At 61.6% G+C, this 20035-nt stretch carries 11 protein-coding genes; 4 read left to right on the forward strand and 7 right to left on the reverse strand.

The genetic code is table 11. From position 1 onward, the window contains the following. Positions 1-7 precede the first annotated feature (7 nt). Together C7S18_RS03825 and C7S18_RS03835 are read right to left on the reverse strand one after the other, a co-directional pair. Positions 8-724 (reverse strand): PP2C family protein-serine/threonine phosphatase, encoded by a 717-nt coding sequence (locus C7S18_RS03825; protein ID WP_106890300.1) that lies wholly within the window; start codon positions 722-724, stop codon positions 8-10. A 212-nt stretch (positions 725-936) separates the two neighbouring features. Further along, a complete protein-coding gene (locus C7S18_RS03835) occupies positions 937-6255 on the reverse strand; it encodes an autotransporter family protein (protein WP_170113087.1) in 5319 nt (1772 codons plus the stop codon). A 162-nt stretch (positions 6256-6417) separates the two neighbouring features. Here C7S18_RS03835 and C7S18_RS24385 point away from each other — a divergent pair, with 162 nt between their 5' ends. Continuing rightward, complete coding sequence (locus C7S18_RS24385) at positions 6418-8844, forward strand: caspase family protein (protein WP_170113088.1); 2427 nt, start codon at positions 6418-6420, stop codon at positions 8842-8844. 80 nt (positions 8845-8924) lie between these two features. Here C7S18_RS24385 and C7S18_RS03845 read toward each other — a convergent pair whose 3' ends face one another. From C7S18_RS03845 to C7S18_RS03860, 4 genes are all read right to left on the reverse strand, one after another. Next, positions 8925-11003: an alpha/beta hydrolase family protein gene (locus C7S18_RS03845; RefSeq protein ID WP_106890303.1), complete on the reverse strand. Its 2079-nt coding sequence runs from the start codon at positions 11001-11003 to the stop codon at positions 8925-8927. 123 nt (positions 11004-11126) lie between these two features. Then, entirely contained in the window at positions 11127-11699 is a 573-nt protein-coding gene (locus tag C7S18_RS03850; RefSeq protein ID WP_106890304.1) for a YggT family protein, read from the reverse strand. 1 nt (position 11700) lies between these two features. After that, complete coding sequence (proC, locus tag C7S18_RS03855; RefSeq protein ID WP_106890305.1) at positions 11701-12519, reverse strand: pyrroline-5-carboxylate reductase; 819 nt, start codon at positions 12517-12519, stop codon at positions 11701-11703. After that, positions 12516-13187: a YggS family pyridoxal phosphate-dependent enzyme gene (locus C7S18_RS03860; RefSeq protein ID WP_106890306.1), complete on the reverse strand. Its 672-nt coding sequence runs from the start codon at positions 13185-13187 to the stop codon at positions 12516-12518. The genes proC and C7S18_RS03860 overlap by 4 nt, the downstream gene beginning before the upstream one ends. Before the next feature lie 281 nt (positions 13188-13468). On the opposite strand from C7S18_RS03860, the gene C7S18_RS03865 reads away from it, so the two are divergent. From C7S18_RS03865 to msrA, 3 genes are all read left to right on the forward strand, one after another. Then, the gene (locus C7S18_RS03865) at positions 13469-14506 is read left to right on the forward strand and encodes a type IV pilus twitching motility protein PilT (RefSeq protein ID WP_106890307.1); all 1038 of its coding nucleotides are present in this window, start codon (positions 13469-13471) and stop codon (positions 14504-14506) included. Between the two features lie 299 nt (positions 14507-14805). Continuing rightward, positions 14806-17442 carry an Ig-like domain repeat protein gene (locus C7S18_RS03870; protein ID WP_106890308.1) on the forward strand — a complete coding sequence of 879 codons (2637 nt, stop codon included), beginning with the start codon at positions 14806-14808 and terminating at the stop codon, positions 17440-17442. Positions 17443-17834: 392 nt separating this feature from the next. Next, entirely contained in the window at positions 17835-18467 is a 633-nt protein-coding gene (gene msrA, locus C7S18_RS03875; RefSeq protein WP_106890309.1) for a peptide-methionine (S)-S-oxide reductase MsrA, read from the forward strand. 376 nt (positions 18468-18843) lie between these two features. Here msrA and C7S18_RS03880 read toward each other — a convergent pair whose 3' ends face one another. Then, positions 18844-20031: a DUF2167 domain-containing protein gene (locus C7S18_RS03880; protein ID WP_106890310.1), complete on the reverse strand. Its 1188-nt coding sequence runs from the start codon at positions 20029-20031 to the stop codon at positions 18844-18846. Positions 20032-20035: the final 4 nt, after the last annotated feature.

Here is a 20035-nt window from a genome sequence, read left to right on the forward strand (position 1 = left end):
CCGACGATCAGGTCTTGCAGCGGACCAAAATTGCGGTGACGTTGTCGGAACCGCCGCCGTCCAGCGCGGCAAGGATCAGGTGATCCACACATTCCTGGGCCGACAGCTCGGCACGGGCGAGGATGCGGGCGATGTGATCGTCTTCGACCTCTTCCGTCAGGCCGTCGGAGCAAATCAGCACCTGCGTACCGGCGTTCAATGCACCAATCACGGTTTCGACCCGCAGACTTTGGGGGTCGGTCACGCCCAAGGCCTGGGTCACGACATTGCGATGCGGATGGGTGCGGGCCTGCTCTGGACTGATGGCGCCCTGTTCGATCAGCTCGCGGACATAGGAGTGGTCCTGCGATACCTGCCGCAACTGACCCTCGGCAAATTGGTAGACCCGGCTGTCGCCCACCCAGCCCACCTCGTACTCGCGGCCCTTGACGCGGATTGCGGCAATGGTGGTGCCCATTGGCAATGCCTGCGGACGCCGATTCGAGTGCTTGATGATTTCTTCGTCGGCTAATTGAATCGCGCGGACGAGGAGCTCGCCATTCTTGATTTCGCGAACGAGGGTATCGCGGGCAAGGGCCGACGCGACCTCGCCGTTCTCGTGACCGCCCATACCGTCGGCGACCAGATACAGCCCGAGTTCGCTGTCGGCGTAGTAGGTGTCCTCGTTGTGCTCACGACGCAGCCCAACATGCGTACAGTGGCCAAATTCAATCGAAGGTTGCATGCGATTCGTGATTCAGACTGGCTCAGACGATAGCTCGGTTTCCGGCTTTTGCAAGCCTTCGCCCAAAATGCCCCGGCGTATCAAGCCGGACTCGATCCGCGTCAGGCAGGCTGATTGCAGCCTGATTGACCGACCGAGCCGGTATGGCACCGGGCCCGATGGGCGCCACGAAGGCGCCCCACTCTCATAACGGATTTTGCTGCCCAACACGGTCAGAACTCGATGCGCACGCCAATGGCGAGCGAATCCGATGAGCTCCGATCCTGCCCGATCGTGCGTTCATACTGGAGGAAAGCCGATTTGCCGTTCGCAAATACACCCGACAGACCGAGCCCCAGATTCAGGTAGTCGGAGTCGATCAGGTCCGAATTCGACAGAATCGCCGTGCGCGTCGGATCGAAGGCAAAGCGGGTCACGATGTCGTCCTGCTGATCCTCGAACTGTTTGACCCATTCCAGCGACGCATAGGGCATCAGCACACCCCAGCTGGTGCTGGCGGTGTAGCTCAGTTTGCCGCCGAGAATGCCCTCCAGCGAGGTCAACCCGCGGGAATCGACACTGAGCGCAAGACCCGCACCGGGAGCGTTCGGGTTTGACATCTCTTCGGTGTACGCGTCGAAGTCAATTTTCGTGTAATTGAAGCGGGTGTACGGGCCGAATGCCCACGCACCGCGATTCCAGTCACGCCCAAACGCGAGCGAGATCCCGAACTGGTCGCTGTCTGGCGAGGCGGTTGCCGTTTGTTGAATCGTGATCGGATTGCCATTGAGGCCCTGCAGCGTATAGCGGATGTCACGGCTCAGATCGAGTTGGTGCCGCCCGAACGTCAGTACGCCATCGACGTAGAAGTTGGCCGGGTGGTACCAGCTGCCATAGGCCGAGAGCGTGGTGCCGCGATTGTTGACACTGGCCTGGTTGCCGCGGACGTCGCTATCGTTTCGGTTGAAGCCGAGTGCGGCCCCGAGCACGATCGAATCCGTCACGCGATAGTCCACCCCTGCGGTCAATCCATAGGTCTTGAAGTCAAACCCGGGATCGTCATCCAGCGCACTACGTCGGCCGCGCCCGATCGAGCCGGTGGCAAAGAAGCCCCAACGGGAGAAGCCTGCGCCGGCCTGTGGTTCGTCGGCAGCATTCAGGCCGAGGATCGTGCTCGGCAAGTACCCAAGCTGCAGAGCGCCACTATTGGTGATCAGCGCAAGATTGTTCTGGAAGCCGCCCGCATTGCCCGAGCGCAGCGCGGTCATGCGTTGCCCCAGGTTGTTGTTCTGCGCCTCAGCGGCCGCGAGCAGCAGCTGATTCTGCGAGCCGGGATCCTCGATCTTCATTTCAGACAGGGCGTTGCTTGCGTCACCCGGACGATTCGCCGCATTCGTGACGACCTCCGAGCATCGTTGCAACAAATCCTGCTGTGCCGGGCTCAAATTGGTGAGCTGGGACAACGCGACGCAGGCAGTGTCGATCGTGCCCGCGACGTCGCGGAGACCAGGCGGTAAGTTGTCGAGATTCCTGAGACTCGCCGTCAACGTGAACAGGACCGGCTGGATGCTGCTGAAATCCGGCGCCTTGGCGCGCACCTGGAACTGGCCCGGCAAGCCCAGTCGAGCCACCGTTTGCGCCTGGCCCTGGGCATTTGTAGCCTGCTCAGCCGGTGTGACGGTGACGCCGTTGCTGACCGCCTCAAACACAATCCGCACATTGTCGACCGGTTGATTGTTGGCATCTCGCACCCGGACTACGAGCGGGGCACTGGCCTCGCCAGGAACGAGGGCGTTCTGCGGATCGCCCGACACAATCTCCAGAGCCGTCGCCGGAATCAGGCCGGTCGCCTCGAACACGACCTTACCGACGCCAGCAACCGTCGCTTCGACACGATTGCAGCCTGGGGTTGTGCCCAGGGTCAGACGGTTGCTGCTCTTGCCCTGTGCATCGGTTGCTGTAGCGGCGGTTTGCACGGTGCCATTGCCGCAGGTCACATCCCAATGCACCGGGACCCCCGCGAGGCTCTTGGCAAAGGCGCTGCCGCCAACGGGTTGCGAGATTTGCAGCACCAGCGGATCGGCTAACGCCTGGCCGGGTCTGCCGGACTGGTTGTTGCCTGACACGATATTCAAACCCGGTGCAAACACCGTTGCGACGGCCGTTGCGGTCACTGCGCCTTGGAGCGCCGAGGCTGTGACCAACACTGAGCCTGGACTGCTGCCGTAGCGTACGCGCGTCCGCGCTTTGCCATCGCCATCGGTGAGGCCACTGGTCGTGCTCAAGGTGGCGTTGCCCACCACCGAGAAGGACACTTCGGAACTGGCGATCGCGAAACTGTCTTGGGTGAGTTGGAACACGAGATCGGCATCCGCTTCGGTGCCTGGCGCACCAGACTGCCCACCGCCGCTGACCAGCGCGAGTATGGCGACGGGCGTGTTCACGAAGAAGTCGGCCGACACCGGCACGTTGTTGGTGGGGTTGGTCACGGTGGCACGAATGTAAGCCGGGCCCGCGCTTAGCGGTACAAACACATTTTCGCTTTCGCCATTGCTGTTGGTCTGGGTGACTGAGTGCCCAAGACTGCCTTGCCCCAGGACATTCCAGCTGACGTTGAAGCCGGACAATGCTTGACCGTTATCAGTGACCCGGATTTTCAACGGGGCGCTGGGGGTATTCAGGCGAAGCGTTTGCTGATCGCCAGACACTTTCTCGATTCGATAGTTGCTCAGTGGGGCGACCGAATTCGCGCGGAAACGAATGGCCTGGAAACCCTGGCCAGCAACTTCGATTTCCACCGGGCCGATGCTGTTGCCGAGCAGTACCTGGGCCTGTGCGCTGTTATTGCTGAGGGTGGTACTGAGCAGCCCATTGCTCGCGCCGAGCAGCGCGGCGTTGCCGCTGGCAACACGCCAGGTCACCACCCCGGGCCCGGGCGCTTGAACCACCAGTGGCGCGCTGAGTCGCGTGTTCAGCGGTGCCGACTGGTTGTCGCCCGAAACCTTGGTGATCACCAAGGCGCTCGGGTTGGCAGTGGCTTCCATGCTGAATGACTCAGCATTGAGTCCGGGGAAGCTGACTTCCACTTCGGCCGGTCCCGCAGCCTGGCCCAGATTCACATGGACTTGCGCCTGGTTGTTGCCATCCGGACTCAATGACAATTCGCGGCCGTTGCCATTCGCCCCGCTGAGCGTGATATCACCCGAGACGACACGGAACGTGAATTGATCTTGCGGGTTGAATGTGATTCCGCCTGGCAGACCGGCGACCAGCGGTGCCGGCAACTGATTGCCAACCTGCGCGCTCTGGTGATCGCCCGACACCTTTTGCACCACCAGCGGAATGGCACGCACCACGTTGCCGTTGAATTCGATCTTGTTCAACCCGAACCCGTCGCCAACGATGTGGTAAGGCCCTTCGCCACTGCCTGCTACGAGCGGAATGCTGTGCCGGAACGTGCCGTTGCTCAGGAACGGGAATGACAAGGTATACGTATTGACCGGGCCTGGGTCGAGGAACGCCACATCGCCACTGGCCACCGTGAAGGTGTAATTGATCGAGCCCGAGGGCACGCGCACGCTGCTCAGTGTGACGTCGACGACCAAGTCCTGCAACGCAGCGCCGGGCTCACCGACCTGGTTATCACCCGACACGATCGCCACCGAACCAAACGTTGGCTCCGGCAAATTCTGCAACAGCCACGTGACGGGCGATGCGGTGAAACTGCCACTGTCGACACTTGCGGTCATGTTGTAGGGCGAGCCCGCCGCGCCGGCCAGCACACGGATTTGCGCCACGCCAAGGGAATCGCTGGTCACCACAAAGCTCGTGCCGTGGGACGCACCGCCAGAATCGAGCAGCGTGGCGTCACCGGCAACGCTGAACCGCACGGGCACGCCTGGGAACGGCGCGGGCCCGCTGCCCGGATCCCGCTGCGCCGTAACTTGGAACGTCGCGATCTCGGTGCCCGAGGTTGCCGAGTAGGGTGCCGTATTGGCGTCCGGTGGACTCGCGGTAAATGTATCGACCGTACCGCCCAGAATCGTCAGATTGATATTGGTCGGGCTGGCCGATGGCATCAGGTCAGGTGACGACGCCTGGATCACGACCGCGCCCGGCGTGGACAAGGCCTGCACCGATACCTCGGCGACGCCAAATGGATTCGTCAGCACAAATAGTTCAGTCGTGGGCGGCGGGCGTCCACCCGGCAGGTCCATGGTCGGCGGCAGGCCAGCAGACAGCGACACGTCACCACTCGCCACGAAGAATCGCACCACGGCGCTTTCCAGCGGGGAGCCGTTGTTGGTCACCAGGACCTGGAGCGTGCCCGGAAACGTCGTGTTTGGATTTGTGGGCGGCGGTGCCGACTGCAGGCTCAGCGTGGGCGATACCGGCGGGCTGACGGTGATGTTGAACGTACGGTCCGCCGTGAACGTGCCGCAACCGTTGGGATCATTCGCGTAGGCGCGGATCGTGTAGGTGCTGCCAGCGGAACCCGTTTTGAGCTTGAGGCTCGCCAAGCTCGAATACGAGAAAATGCCCGGGCTCGTCAGTACCCAGGGCTCGCTCTGATCGATCTGGTTGGTGCCGGACTGCGCGAAGTACAAGGTCGACGGATTGCCGTCGATGCGCCACGCTGCGTTGACGTTTGGCGGTGCGGTGCCGGTCGCGATGCTCTCGCCGATCTGAAAATCGACGACTTGGCCCTCGACCCAGCCACTACCGGGCGGTGTCAGGAATGCCGGCGGCGGGCACGTGATGGTTGGCGCGACGCCATTCACTTGCAGGCTGGCGGTTTGGATACTGACGCCGGCGAAGTCGGGTGTCTGGAACTCGATGGACACCGGCCCGGCGGTCAGACCCGCGTCGACTTCGTACGCCACTTGGCCAACTGCGTTGGTCAACAGCACAAACGAGGTCGTGCCCGAACCAACGGGCGTGCCGGCCGGTCGAATCATGGCCGAACCCGAGACCACCGTTGCCAGGACTTGCACGTTTGCTAACGGCGCGGCATTGGCGCGCGTTTCCAAAATGATCGGTACCCCGAAGGTTTGGCCCGGATTGACCGGTGCCTGGGTGCCGCCCTGCAGGAAGCTGAAAGCCGGCGAGGTGGGCAGGCCCACGTTAACCGTAAAAACCGTCGGCGTCGGCGTGGGGCCGCAGCCGCTTGGGTCTTCACCCGTGACATGGACTGTGTAAGGGGAACCCGCAGCCGAGCCCGGACGCGTCGCGACACCAACGGCCGCCGAGTATTCGAAACCCGTCGGCACGACCGCCGTCCACGCCACCGGGAACGTCGTGTCGGTGGCGCCCGAGCCAAAAAAACCAACGGTCGTCGGTGAGCCGACCAGCACGAAGTGTGCATTCACATCGGGTGGTGCCACCGACAAAATGGTGTTTGTCTCGGCCACCCTGATTTCCGGCACCTGGCCTTCGACGACGTTGATTGTCGTCGGGCTAGCCGCCGGCGGTGGGCAAACCAATGCAACCGTTGGCCCACTAACGAAGAACGAAAGCAATACCGTGCAGATCTGCGCAAATTTTGGACTCATATTCGTGCTTGCCGACCAACGGCCCCACTTTCCCGACAAAAACGTGTATTCGCCGGACATATCGACTCCCATTTCGCACAGCGTGGCTATACTCCGAGCGTACTACAGGGCCGGACGCGGCGGGTAGCGCGCTCCGGCGGATCCCAGCCACGGAGAAGTGACATGAAATCGACTTTGAAGCAGCCCTTGGTTCGCCAGACCGCGCTCAGCCTGAGCATCGCGATGGTCATGGCGTTGGCTGCGCTGCCAACCAGTTCGCCCATCGCCAAAGTGCGCAACGCTGAAGACCTGATGGTGGTCGACTGTCTGCTGCCCGGGCAGGTGCGGAAGCTCGGCGCCATGAGCAGTTTCATGACGGCGCGTCGGCCCATTCGCACGACGCAATCCGATTGCGCGATCCGCGGTGGCGAATACACCGCATACGACCGCGCGAACTACCAGACCGCGCTGAAGGTGTGGCTGCAACAGGCTGAAACCGGCGATCCGGAAGCGCAGAACTATGTCGGCGAAATTTATGCCAAGGGGCTTGGTACGGATCCCGACTACGCCAAGGCGGCCGAGTGGTATCAGAAGGCAGTTGACCAAGGCTATGCCCGCGCCAAGATCAATCTCGGGTTCCTGTACGAAGAAGGTCTGGGTGTCACACAAGATCAGCAGAAGGCGCTGAATCTTTACCGTGAGGGCACCGGCATCACCGGCGATGAGTTGATCTTTTCATCGACGATGGCCGCAGCGCTCAGTGAAAAGGAAAAGCAGATTTCTGGATTGAGCGCCTCGCTTGAGGCCGCCAATGCCGCGAATCAAAAATTGAAGAGCCAGCTTGATAGCGCGAAGAAAGAAATTGAAAGTCGCAAGCAAAGCATGCAGCAGCAACAGTCTGAACTGAGTAGCGCCAAGGCGCAGCTTGCCGATGCCCAAAAGCGGATTGCGCCAACAGCGCCTGATCTCGCGCTCGTATCGCAGGCGTTGGCGCAGGCAGAAGAGCGGCTTACCGCCGAGCGTGCGCAGTTGGAGAAAGAGCGCGTCGATTTCGCATCGCAGCGCACGAATGATCAACTCGCGCTCGCCAAGCTCCGCTCGCAGGAAGCTGACCTTGGCAAACGCGCCAATGATCCGGCAGCCAAGGCCGAGTTAGATCGCGTCCGCGCCACGCTGACCGACCTGACCTTGCGCCTGGATCAATCAGCGCAGCGGGCGGCTGAGCTCGAAGCGCTGCTGAAGGCGAACTCGGAGAAGATGACGCAGGAAACGCTGCGCTACGACAATGATCGCCGGAAGATGGAACAGGCGATCGCGGCATCGAAGGAAGACCGCGAACTGTTGTTGCTGTTGGAGCAGCAGCTGACCGAGAAGCAGCGCGAAGTGTCGCGTCAGCGGGGCACCATCACCGCACTCGAGCGGCAGGTGCAAGTGGGCAATCAAAGCCTGCAGTCGGGCGGCAATGTGATTGCGGGTGGCCCCGTCGTCGAAATCATTGAGCCCGCGATCACGGTCACGCGCGGCAAGCCTGCCGCAGTATCGAAGCAACGGGATGGGTCGGAGATCGTGGGTCGCGTCGTCTCGCAGTCGCCGGTGTCGGAAGTGTCGATCAACGGTCAGATTGTCAAAGTCACGTCCAACGGGATGTTCCGTGCGCAAGTCTCGGTGCCGGAGCAGGGCGCGCCGATTCAGGTGGCGGCGGTTGATCGGTTGGGTGCCAAGAGTTCACTAGAGTTCACGTTGGTGCCAGCCGCGAGCGGTGCCGGTGCGAGCAATGTCAGTGTGGCGCGCAAGCTGCCGAATGGCGTCAAGCTCGGCAAGCAGTATGCGATCCTGATTGGCAACAACGAATACGGGCAGTATCCGGCGCTGCAGAGTGCGGTCAACGACGCCAATCAGATCGGCAGCCTGCTGAAATCGCGCTATGGGTTCCAAACCACGGTACTGAATAATGCGAGCCGCTTTGACATTCTCGCCGCGTTCAACGACGCCCGTGAACAACTCAAGCCGGAAGACAGCCTGCTGGTTTATTTTGCCGGTCATGGCGAGCTGGATCAGGCCACGAAACAAGGCTACTGGGTGCCGGTGGACGGTCAGACGAGCAATAGCAAGTCCTGGCTGTCGAATCGGGCAATTTCGGACATTCTGAATACGCTGCCCGCGCGCCACGTCATGGTTGTCGCTGACTCCTGTTATTCCGGTGCCATGACGCAGGGGTCGCTGCCGTCCATTAATCCGGGCGCTGCCGATTCTGCGTGGTCGCAATGGGTGCAGAAGGTCGCCAATAGCCGATCCCGCACGGCGCTTACGTCGGGTGGTCTCCAGCCGGTTGCCGACACAGGTCGCGGCAACAACTCGTACTTTGCCAGTGCGGTGATGGGCGCGCTGCAAGCGAACAGCGCGGTGCTTGAGGGCCAGAACCTGTTCCGCGGTGTCGCGTCGTCGATGGCGCTGGCCGCGGTCGAAAGCGCGATCGTGCAATCGCCGCAATATGCGCCGATCCAGTTTGCGGGTCACGAGGCGGGCGAGTTCCTGTTTGTGCCGAAGGGCGGTCTCGCCGATGTCGAGCCCGTCGACGCGTCGCTGCCGCAGATGGTCGCCGTACGCTGAGTGTTAACCGGACGCTGCGCCAGGCTCAAAGACTGGCGCAGCGCGTACCGGGTGCTAGCTGGCGCCAGAGTCGCTGTCGTTCAGCGCGCCGAAGGCTGAGGGCCCAGCCAGCGATTCAGCCAGGAGTCCACCTCCCGATAGAAGAAGCGGCTGTTCTCGCCTTTCAAGATCCAGTGGTTTTCGTCCGGGAACACGATGAGGCGGCTTTCGATGCCTTGCCGCTTCAGCATGCTCCAATACTCCAAGGTGTTGTTGATCGGCACGCGATAGTCGAGCTCGCCGATCGTCACGAGCACCGGCGTTTTGAACTGTTCAACGCGCCGGATCGGGTTCTGTTGATCCCAAAGTGTTCGATCTTTGAATGCGGGCCCACCCATGTTGGCCTCGCGGCCATAAACGCTGTCGCTCGTCGTCCATTGTGATTCGAGATTGATCAGGCCGGCATGGGACACGAGGCAGCGGTAGCGCGTGGTGCTGGCCTGCAGCCAATTCGACAGATGGCCGCCGTAACTCGCACCGCCCGCGCATTGGCGGCTGCCATCGAGAAAGTCGAACTGCTTCAGGGCGGCGTCTACCGCGGTGTTGATGTCTTCGGCCGGGCCGATCAATGGATCATTCTGGATGGCTTGTGCGAAGGCTTCGCCAAAGCCCGTCGAGCCCCGATAGTTGGTCAGGATCAAGACCCGGTCCTTGCCCGCAAGCAGATGATAGTTCCAGCGCAGAAAGAACTGGTCGCGCCACATGATGTGTGGGCCGCCATGAATCAGCGCGAAGACCGGGTACCGGCGAGCTGGGTCAAAACCAGCCGGCTTGACCAGCAGGCTGTGGATTGGGCGGCCGGCGTGTTCGTGCCAGAACGGGACGAGTTCGGGCAAATCCAGTTTGGCTGCCCGGTCGGTGCTGAATCGGCTCAATGTTTCATGACTGCCGCGCTTTGGATCGATGCGAACGATTTCGGCGGGCACGCTGGCTGACTCGTATCCGGCCAGCAGAACAGCCTGCTTACCACCGCGCGCCACACTCAAATTGCTGTAGGTGCCGCGCGGCACTTGAGTCAGTGGTTTGGCCGTGCCGCCAGCGAGCGGCTGCTGCCAGATCTGCTCCTGGCCTGCGCCCTCGATCGACAAGAACACGGTGTGGTTGTCTGCGCCCACATCGAACGCGCCAATCGATGCGCCGTTCGGGGCTTCCAGTCGCCTAAGGAACTGGCCGCTGGCGCGGAACACATCGAGGCGCGTGGCGTTGTAGACGCGATCGGTTCTGGGCTCCACCGCCGCGAGCAGGTGCAGACCATCCGGGCTGAAACGTGGACGCGAGTAGTTGTCGGTCGCGCCCGTGCCTGCGACGCCGGTCAGGCGTTCGGGCTCGCCGCCAAGGACCGACACGCGGTAGAGATTCGTGTTGGTGAATTGACTGGCTCCCAGATGGCGGTTCTGGCTGGCGACAAACAGCACGGATTGCCCGTCGGGGCTGAAGGTGGCGTCGATTTCGTCACTGGCTTCGCCGCTGCGGCCACCGTATCCGGGCGATTGCACGAGCGTGCTGCCTGCGAGCAAGTCGCGCGCTTCGGGCGTATCCAGGCTCTGATAGAACACGCGCAATTGATTCGGGCCCAGCCACTTGTCCCAGAAGCGGATCGGAAATCCGTCGAACACACGGGCGGTGCTCTTGCCGCGCGCTGTGCGGTCGGTTTCTGATGTCGTGTCGACCTGACTGACGAACAGCACCGCCAAGCCATCTGGGGAGAACTGCGGATTTCGGGCGGCACTGGTCATGCTGCTGATCCGGCGAGCCTCGCCGCCCGCGGCCAGATCCAACACGTAAATCTGCGCCACGGAGTCGCCATCACGTTGAGTCGCAAAAGCGATCCGTTTGCTGTCGGCGCTCCATGCTGGCGTGGTTTCGGGTGCCAGCGTGTGCGTCAACCGGCGCGGTGCGGCTTGATTGGCAACATCGAGCAACCAGAGGTCCACCCGCTGTTGCGCCGGATCGTAGGCCGGCTCGGTCACCGGCACAATCGCCTGGCGCCCGTCAGGTGACACCAGAGCTGGGCCCACGCGTGGCATCAGCCAGAGATCTTCGTGCGTGATGGCTTGCTTACTGAACGCAGGGGCGGCGAGCAACAACGTCGAAACTGCCAACAGTGCAACCTGTTTCATGATGGCCTCCAGGGATCGGCCAGCATAGAGCAGTTTTTCCGAAACCGACGTGAAAGCGGGCGGCGTTGCTCAGCAATCGATCGGAATCAAGACGGCCAGGCGGTGTGGCGGCTCAGCTACGCCTCAAGCGCGCAGGCCAAAGCCCCAGGCAATCAGCGGACCGCTGGCCAGGATCCGCGCAAGTTGCAGACAGAGCAAGACGACCATGCTCGACAAATCCAGCATGCCGATGGGCGGAATCAGGCGCCGAAACGGCGCGCAGATTGGGCGAGCGATGAATCCGACGAATTCCTTCATGGGGCTACGCGAGTCCGCGGCCACCCACGACACGATCACGTACACCAGAATCAGCCAGAACAGGCTCATTAGCGCGAAGTCCAGCGCCATGCCCACCCCAGCGACCAGGATGCCCGTCGCACCGAGCGACGCACCGAACACGATCGACAACGTGTAGGCATGCAGGATGCCCAGCAAAAGGAGCAAGACGATCCCGCCGACATGCCACCCACGTACCACTGGCACGACCTTCTGCAGCGGCATGAAGAATGGGTTGGTGAGTTTGAACCAGCTTTGGCTGACCGGGTGGTAGAACGGCGCCCGGAACCCTTGCAGCAGAATCCGCGTCAGGACGATCAGCATGGGGATGCCAAACAAGAAGCTCAGAATCAGTGTGCTGGCTGAAGTCAGTGCGTACATGTCAGCCTCCTGCCTGCTGCGACAATTCGCGGCCACGCTCGGTTGCCCGGGCGATGGCGCGTGCAGTCAGCTCGCGAAAGCCACCAGCTTCGAACGTTTCGATAGCAGCTTGCGTCGTGCCATTGGGCGACGTCACGCGTCGCCGCAATTCGGCCGGCCCCAATGGCTCGTTAACCGCCATCCGGGCGGCGCCGAGTGCCGTATTCAGAACCAGCTCGCGGGCAGCCGGCTCGGACAGGCCTTGCGCCACACCCGCCGCAATCATCGATTCCATCAACAGGAAGAAGTACGCCGGGCCGCTGCCCGAGACGGCAGTCACCGCGTCCATGAGCGCCTCTTGCTCGATCCATACGGTCGGACCGACGGCGGCCAGTACGCTGGCCGCAAGCGCGCGATCGTCCGCGTCAACGGCCGGATCGGCGTAAATACCGGTGATGCCGGCACCAATCAGCGCTGGCGTGTTCGGCATCGCACGAATCAGCCGCAGGTCGGTACCCAACCATTGCTCAAAGTTGGCGAGACTGATGCCGGCGGCAATGGAGATCAGTAACGGGCGTCCTGCTGACAGGGCGGCCCGCAGCTCCAGACAGACCGTTGCCATGACCTGTGGCTTGACCGCAAACAGTACGACATCAGCGCCGGTGATCGCGTCGAGGTTGCTGTCTGCGGCCACGATGCCGAAATCCGCGACAAGTGCGTCTTGCAAGGTCGGCACGGGCTCGGCGACGCGAATGGCGCCGGCCGGATGCCCGCGTGTGATCAGGCCGCCAATCAGGCTCCGTGCCATGTTGCCGCCGCCTATGAATGCAATCGTGCTCATGCCGACTTCCTTGCGCCAAAAAGTGCCGATCCTACTCGAATGAGATTGGCGCCCTCGTGGATCGCCAACTCGAAATCATCGCTCATGCCCATCGATAAGGTGTCCACCGTGGGGTAGCGCTCACGCAACTGCTCGTACCACTCGAACATGCTTCGAAACGCCCGTTGCCGAGCGGCACTATCGGCGGGTGCCGGGATGGCCATCAGCCCGCGCAGACAAAGGTTCGGTTGCTGCTGGATCAGATCGGCGAGGCCCGGAATCGCGTCGGGTACGCAGCCGGACTTGCTCTGCTCATCGTCGACATTGACCTGGATCAGCACCTGCAGCGGCGGTAACCCTTGTCGACCATGGCCCAACAGCGGCACGATCTTGGCACGGTCAATACTCTGCACCCAGTCAAAGAGTCGGGCGGCCTGCGCCGCCTTGTTGGACTGCAATGGCCCGATCAGGTGCCAGGTGATGTCCAGATCGGCCAGCGCTTGGCGCTTCTCCGCCGCTTCCTGGACGTAGTTCTCGCCGAAATCGCGCTGCCCGAGTGCATAGACCTCGCGTATCGCTGCAGTCGTCTGCAGCTTGCTGACTGCAAGCAATTGTGCCTTGCCAGAGCCGCCTGCCGCAGCCATGCGCGCTTCGATCTCGTGCAGTTTTTGGGGCAACGCTGGCGCCATCGGAGCGGGCGGGGCAGGCGCTGGATCAGACATGAGACGGCCTCTACTTAAGTCTTTCGGGAATGGGTGCGGGCGCAGCCATTTCAAGACGTTGGATTCTGGCAGGGGCCGGGCGCTTCGCGCCATGGATGCGCCACCCTGAGTCGAACGCGCTTCGGGTCGAAACGTCCAGCAGGAACGCGTTCACAAGCTCACGAAAAGCGCGGCCATGACTGGCAAGATGGCTTGGGGTTATGGGTATACTCGACTTGTCGTCTGTCCTTTCTGAACTAGGTGCCCGCATGGATATCGCCGAACTGCTCGCGTTTTCGGTCAAGAACAAGGCGTCTGACCTGCATTTATCGGCGGGTCTGCCACCGATGATCCGGGTCGATGGCGACGTTCGGCGCATCAACATCCCGGCACTGGATCACAAGGCGGTGCACGCACTCGTCTACGACATCATGTCGGACAAGCAGCGGCGCGACTACGAAGAATTTCTCGAAACCGACTTTTCGTTCGAGATTCCGGGTTTGGCGCGGTTCCGCGTGAATGCATTCAATCAGAACCGCGGCGCTGGTGCGGTGTTTCGTACGATTCCGAGCCAGATTCTGACCCTTGATGAGCTGGGCGCGCCAAAGATGTTCCGGGAACTGGTCGATCAGCCGCAGGGTTTGGTGCTGGTGACGGGACCGACCGGTTCGGGCAAGTCGACCACACTGGCGGCCATGCTTGATCACGTCAACAAGAACGAATACGGCCATATCCTGACCATTGAGGACCCGATCGAGTTCGTGCACACCTCCCAGAAGTGCCTGCTCAATCAGCGCGAGGTGCATCGCGATACCCATGGATTCAATGAGGCGTTGCGTTCGGCACTCCGCGAAGATCCCGACTACATTCTGGTCGGCGAAATGCGCGATATGGAAACGATTCGCTTGGCGCTGACCGCCGCCGAAACGGGGCACTTGGTGTTTGGCACCTTGCATACGTCCTCGGCCGCAAAAACGGTAGACCGCATCATCGACGTGTTCCCGGCGGGCGAAAAGCCGATGGTGCGCTCCATGCTGTCGGAGTCGTTGCGCGCGGTCATTTCGCAATCGCTGCTCAAGAAGGTCGGCGGTGGTCGAATTGCGGCGCACGAAATCATGGTCGGAATCCCAGCGATTCGAAACCTGATCCGCGAGGACAAGGTCGCGCAGATGTACTCGACCATTCAAACGGGCCAGCAATACGGCATGCAGACCTTGGATCAGTGTCTCCAAGACTTGGTCAAGCGTGGTCTGATCACCCGCACGCAGGCCGCTGCGTACGCCAAGGACAAGCGCCTGTTCGAGTAATCGGGCGGATCTCTGTCGGAGGTTAACCGGATGGGGTCGAGGCAGCTCGACGCTCGGTAACCGTCATTGGCCGAGCGGTGTTGGACACCGATCGGCACAAAGCGATCAGGTCGTCTTCAGGTGCCAATTGGTCAGCAGCGCTAGACTAGGGCGCATGCCGGGCGGTCTGACCCGCCGGAATATGTGACCGCCACAATAAGATTCGATTGCATTTTCTTAACAACGCTTTTTTCACAATTGCCGGGACTATAAGCCCGGCGCAATGACGTTGGGCGATTTCAACCAACGGAGTGACGAGTATGACCATCAGAACTATCGCGGGCTTCAGTCTCGCGTTCTTCGCCTTAGGCGCACTGGCGCAGGTTCCAGCCAAGCTCGGTTTCCGGACCGAGACCGGAAAGGCCGTGCCGGTCCAAAGCAGCCCGATCCTGCTCGACCGGACAATTGGTGCACGGGCCCTGTCCGATGTAAACGAGGCGTTCAAGATCACCGCTGGCTCCCCGCTCGGGCAGCCAGATGACCGATTAGGCAGAGCAGTCGCGTATTCGTCCGACTCGATCGTCATAGGCGCCCCGAGCGACGATAACGGCGCGTTCGTCGATGCAGGCTCCGTCTATGTCTATATCCGCTCGGGCGCTGTCTGGACCCGGCAGCAGAAAATCGACCCGCCCGTGCCAGAGACCAACGCCGGGTTCGGGTCCTCCGTTTCGATCAGCGGCAACACGTTGGTGATTGGCTCGCCTCTGTCGACCACGTCCGATGGCAATGCCAGCGGCGCCGCCTACGTATACCTCCGCACCGGGTCAACCTGGGCACTGCAGCAGGCGCTCGACCCCGCAGCGCGCAATGCCGGTGACCGTTTTGGCACATCGGTGGACGTCGAAGGCGACAACCTGATTGTCGGCTCGCGTTTGGGCGACGCCACCAACACGAGCCAAGGTACTGCCCATGTGTTCACGCGCTCCGGTTCGGTGTGGACCGAACAGCAACGCTTGACTGCTTCCGATGGCGTGAGTGGCGACAACTTCGGCAATACCGTTGCGTTCTCTGGCAACAGTGTCATCGTCGGGGCCAACTTGGCGTTCGTGTCAGCGCTCGAGTCGGCTGGTGCGGCCTACGTCTTCGTCCGTAACGCCGGCGTTTGGTCGCAACAGCAAAAGCTGGTTGCGCCAACGGCGGGCGACCTGGATGAGTATGGCGCCGATGTCGATATCGAAGGCGATACTGCCATTGTCGGACAGCGCAATGAGGACGGTGTCGCCCAGAACACCGGTGCGGCGCGCGTCTATGCGCGGAGCGGCAATACCTGGTCGCTGCAAGGAACGCTCACGGCCACTGATGCCGCGGCAAACGATTTCCTCGGTCTGACCGTCGCGCTGAGTGGCAACTTCGCGCTGGTCGGTGCCTTCACGGAGGATCGCACGGGTCTACTCAACGCGGGTGCCGCCTACCTGTTTGAGCGCAATGGCTCGAATGTCTGGGCGCAGAAGGACAAGTACATTGCCAGCGATGCCGGCAATGACGACCAATTCGGGTTTGAAGTGGCCATGGGGCCGGGGTTTGGCGTGGTCGGCTCGCCGTTGGACGACAATAGTGACGGGGTCGACGCTGGCGCCACCTACGTGTTCAACAACGGTACGCCCACTACCACGACACTGGGTGCGACGGAAAACGCTTTCGCGTATGGCGAGAGCCTGATTCTGACGGCCATCGTGGCACCGGTGGCGACGGGAACAGTGAGCTTCTTGAACAACGGCTCGCCGGTTGGCTCTGATGTGCTGAGCGGGTTGAGTCAGGCGTCGCTGCATTTGATCCCGAGTCCGGGCAGCTACAACTTCACCGCCCATTACCTGGGCGATGGCACCAATTTGGCGAGTTCGTCCAACACTCAGGTCGTGACCGTCAGCAAGGCGGAGACCAGCCTGCAGGTCAATCTGTCGGCAGCATCAGTGCCATACGGACAAAACGTGACGATCACGACGACGCTTACCGAAACAGCGGTGGGCGGTTCGGCGCCAACTGGGAGCATTGTGTTTACCGACAACAGCAACTTCCTGGCTTCGGTGCCATTGTCTGGCGGACAGGCGGTGCTGACCCGCAATAACCTGCCGGTGGGGGTCGTCCACAATATCGTTGCAAGTTATGCTGGCGACACCAACTTCCTGGGCACCACCGCAGGTTCGGTACAGGTCGAAACCACACTGGCCGACGTGGCGATCAATGTGACCAGCAGCCCGAATCCCGCGGCGCGCAATACCAGTCAGACATTCTCGGCCACGCTCACGGGCGGCATTCCGATCGGCAATGTGGCGTTCCAGGCGCTACCCCTGCCGAGCGGCAGCCCGATTGCGTTGGGTAGCCCGCCGATTAACGCGGGTGTCGCGATGGTGTCGTCCAGCGCGCTGCCGGTTGGCAGCTACACCATTCGCGTGATCTATGTGGGGGACACCAACCACAACTTCGCTATTGCCGATTCGGCCCAGCCGCACGTGGTCACGCCCGCGGCAGACCTCAGTATCGTCAAGACCAACAACCAGATTTACGTGACCGAGGGCGAGCAGGTGACCTACACGATCACGGTGTCGAACCCGGCTAATGGTGATCCGGTGGTCGGCGCGCTCGTCAATGACAATGTCAACGCAGCCTATTTCGATGATTCGGCCGCCGAAACGACCTGGACCTGCACGCCGACCGGCAATGCCGACTGCGCGGCATCGGCCGGAACCGGCGATATCTCTGGGCTCGCGGTCGACTTGGATCCCGGTACATCCGTGACGATTCTGCTGACCACGCGGTGTCGTGCCGAAGGCAACGAGTTTGTGGTCAGCAACACGGCCACTGTTGTTGCGCCGAGCGGGTTGACGGACAGCAACCTGAGCAACAACACCTCGGTCGACGCCGATCAAAGTGGTCTGTTTCGGGACGGATTCGAATAGCGCCATTCACCGATCATTCGGGCTCGCCCAATGGTTTTCGAAAACGCCCGCAAGGGCGTTTTTCGGTTTCGAGGATCGAGAATTTACGCGACGCCGTGTCTGTGCCGATAGGCTCCCGCCACCTGCCACATGCCTGCTCCGCGGTTTTGCTTCAGACGTGCCGTAGCGATGTGCCAGGGCGAAACGGCGGCTCTGCCCCACATTGACACAATACTTGGCAATTGAATCTGTCCGAGATTGCCCTCATTGGTCGATCTAGTAGAGGTGTGCGCCGTGCTTCGTGGCAACACGAATCGTTCCGGCAGGAGCAGGCAGTTGCCTGAGTGGTCGGGCTCGGATTCCCCTTGGGCGGGGAATCACGGGTCTTTGGAGTCAATGGTCAGGAGGATCAGATGGGATTGATGCATTTGCCAAGCGCAGACAAGGCGTTACCGGGCCGGGATACCGCTATGTCGATCAGCAATCGGCATGCGGTACATGGGCGCCCTTTGACCGGGGCATTCGTGGGGCTGCGCCGGATTCAGTTCGGCATGGGCTGCTTTTGGGGCGCCGAGCGCAAGTTCTGGTCGATCCCTGGGGTGTACACCACGGCAGTTGGCTACGCGGGCGGTACCACGCGGAATCCGACCTATCGTGAAGTCTGCTCCGGACTAACCGGGCATGCCGAAGTGGTCATGGTGATTTATGACCCGGGGCAGGTGAACCTGGCCAGTCTGCTCAAAGTGTTCTTCGAATCGCACGACCCGACCCAAGGCATGCGCCAAGGAAATGATCTCGGGACCCAATATCGCTCTGCAATCTATCTGGACTCCGACGACGATCGACAACTGGCCGAGCAGTGTCTGGCCCGCTATCAGCAGGCGCTGGGAACAGCTGGTCGCGGTGCGGCCACGACTGAAATCCGGGTCGGGCAGACTTTCTACTTTGCTGAGGAAGACCATCAGCAATACCTGCACAAGAATCCCGGCGGCTATTGCGGACTGGGCGGCACCGGCGTGTTGTGCCCAATCCCGGGTACACACTGAGTCGTAACCGAATGATCGCCGGGCGTGGCACCGGCGTAGGGCGCACCGGCGCCGACCATGCTGTTCCCGGCCCGACGCCCGCTGAATTCGGTCGATTTGTGCGGATGCCGGGGTTTAGTGGTCCGGGCTCGATGCTCATTCGGACCTCCTGAGCCGCCGCAATGAGCCTGTACGGTTGCGGCGGTTGCGAATCCCGTTGTCAGGCGCAGCGCCTGCCTTGAAGAAGATTGTGGTTCGGGCTAAATCCCGCAGAATCAAGCGCTTGCGTGCTTGATTCTGGTTGATATGGGCGTCGCTGCGGTGATGGCTTTGCGCATTGCTGACCCGACCGTCAGGCCGGACTTGGCTGCCGCTTGAGCCCGTGGGTGGCGACTGCTCAGAGGCCGCGCCCCACCACCCGGGCACCCGAGATAAAATCGGCAACCTCGCCGGTGCTCGAGTCGGAGAAGCGAGCGTAGTCCGCGTAGGTCTTGCCGGGTTCAAAGCGGGTGTGCCGCGCAAGGGTCTTGACGCTCAGGAAGCAGAGTTCCTGCCAGTTCGGGTCGAAGCGTGTCCGCATTGCATAGATGATCTGGTCATTCCGGCCAAGGGCCATGCCACGGCACAAGCTGACCTGCTGCCCATCCGCGCCGTACGCGCCGACCCAGGCTGCGGCCGCTTCCGTGTCATTCGCCCAAGGGGCAATGGGAAAACCGAGGAACGACAACAACTTGCCGGACTTCTTCGCGCGGTTTGAGGTCTCCTCGAAGGTGAGATCCTTGAATTCCTGAGCCGAGGTGGTCGCCGCGTTGCCCATTGCGACATGGCCGCCGCCCAGCCGACGCACTTCGACCCACCAGGCATTCAGCCGGTCGTCGAATGGCGCGTCCACATGGACGATCCAGCCCAACAGGTCGCGATCCAATTCCAGTTTGACAATGGCCAATGCGGGTTCAAGCGTGTCTCGGTGGATGAATTTGAATTTGGCCGGCAATTCAATGGTGGCGCCGCTATCGTCGAGCTTGATCGCACCTTGTTGGGCTTCGAGCCCCGTCATCGCGCGTTTCCAGATGCCGATTTCACTTTCGCCCTTCAACGAGATCACGGCGCCCTTCTTGCTCTCTTGGGCAACCGTCTGGGCGGTCCTGACCGGTGGGCGTTTCCGCGCGCCGCGATACTTCTCGGCCTCGGTCAGCCAGCGCGTCAAACGCGGGCTCGCCTCAAAACGCGCCTTCAACGCTGGGTCAGATTGGATCATGGCACGGTAACCCGCGTCGTCGAGCCGAAGCCGCAGATCGATTTCGTATGCTTTGGCACTCATCGCCGCAGCGACCGCAACCAGAACCGCAACCATGCCCAACTGCTTTTTCAGGGCGCCCTTGGCAAACGCGATGGCGATCAAGGGCAGCACTGCGGCGAATACGCCGCAAAGGATCCAGAACACGATCCCTTCGAGCGAACCCAGCAGAAAATAGACGGCGGCAAACGGCACCACCGCCTCCGCAACCGCCCACCCAATGTGGACCTTGTACAGCAGATAAAGCAGAAAGAGGGCACCAAGAAGAAGCGCGACGTGATAGATCAAGGGA

Origin of the sequence: Ahniella affigens, assembly GCF_003015185.1 — a bacterium.
Lineage (GTDB): Bacteria > Pseudomonadota > Gammaproteobacteria > Xanthomonadales > Ahniellaceae > Ahniella > Ahniella affigens.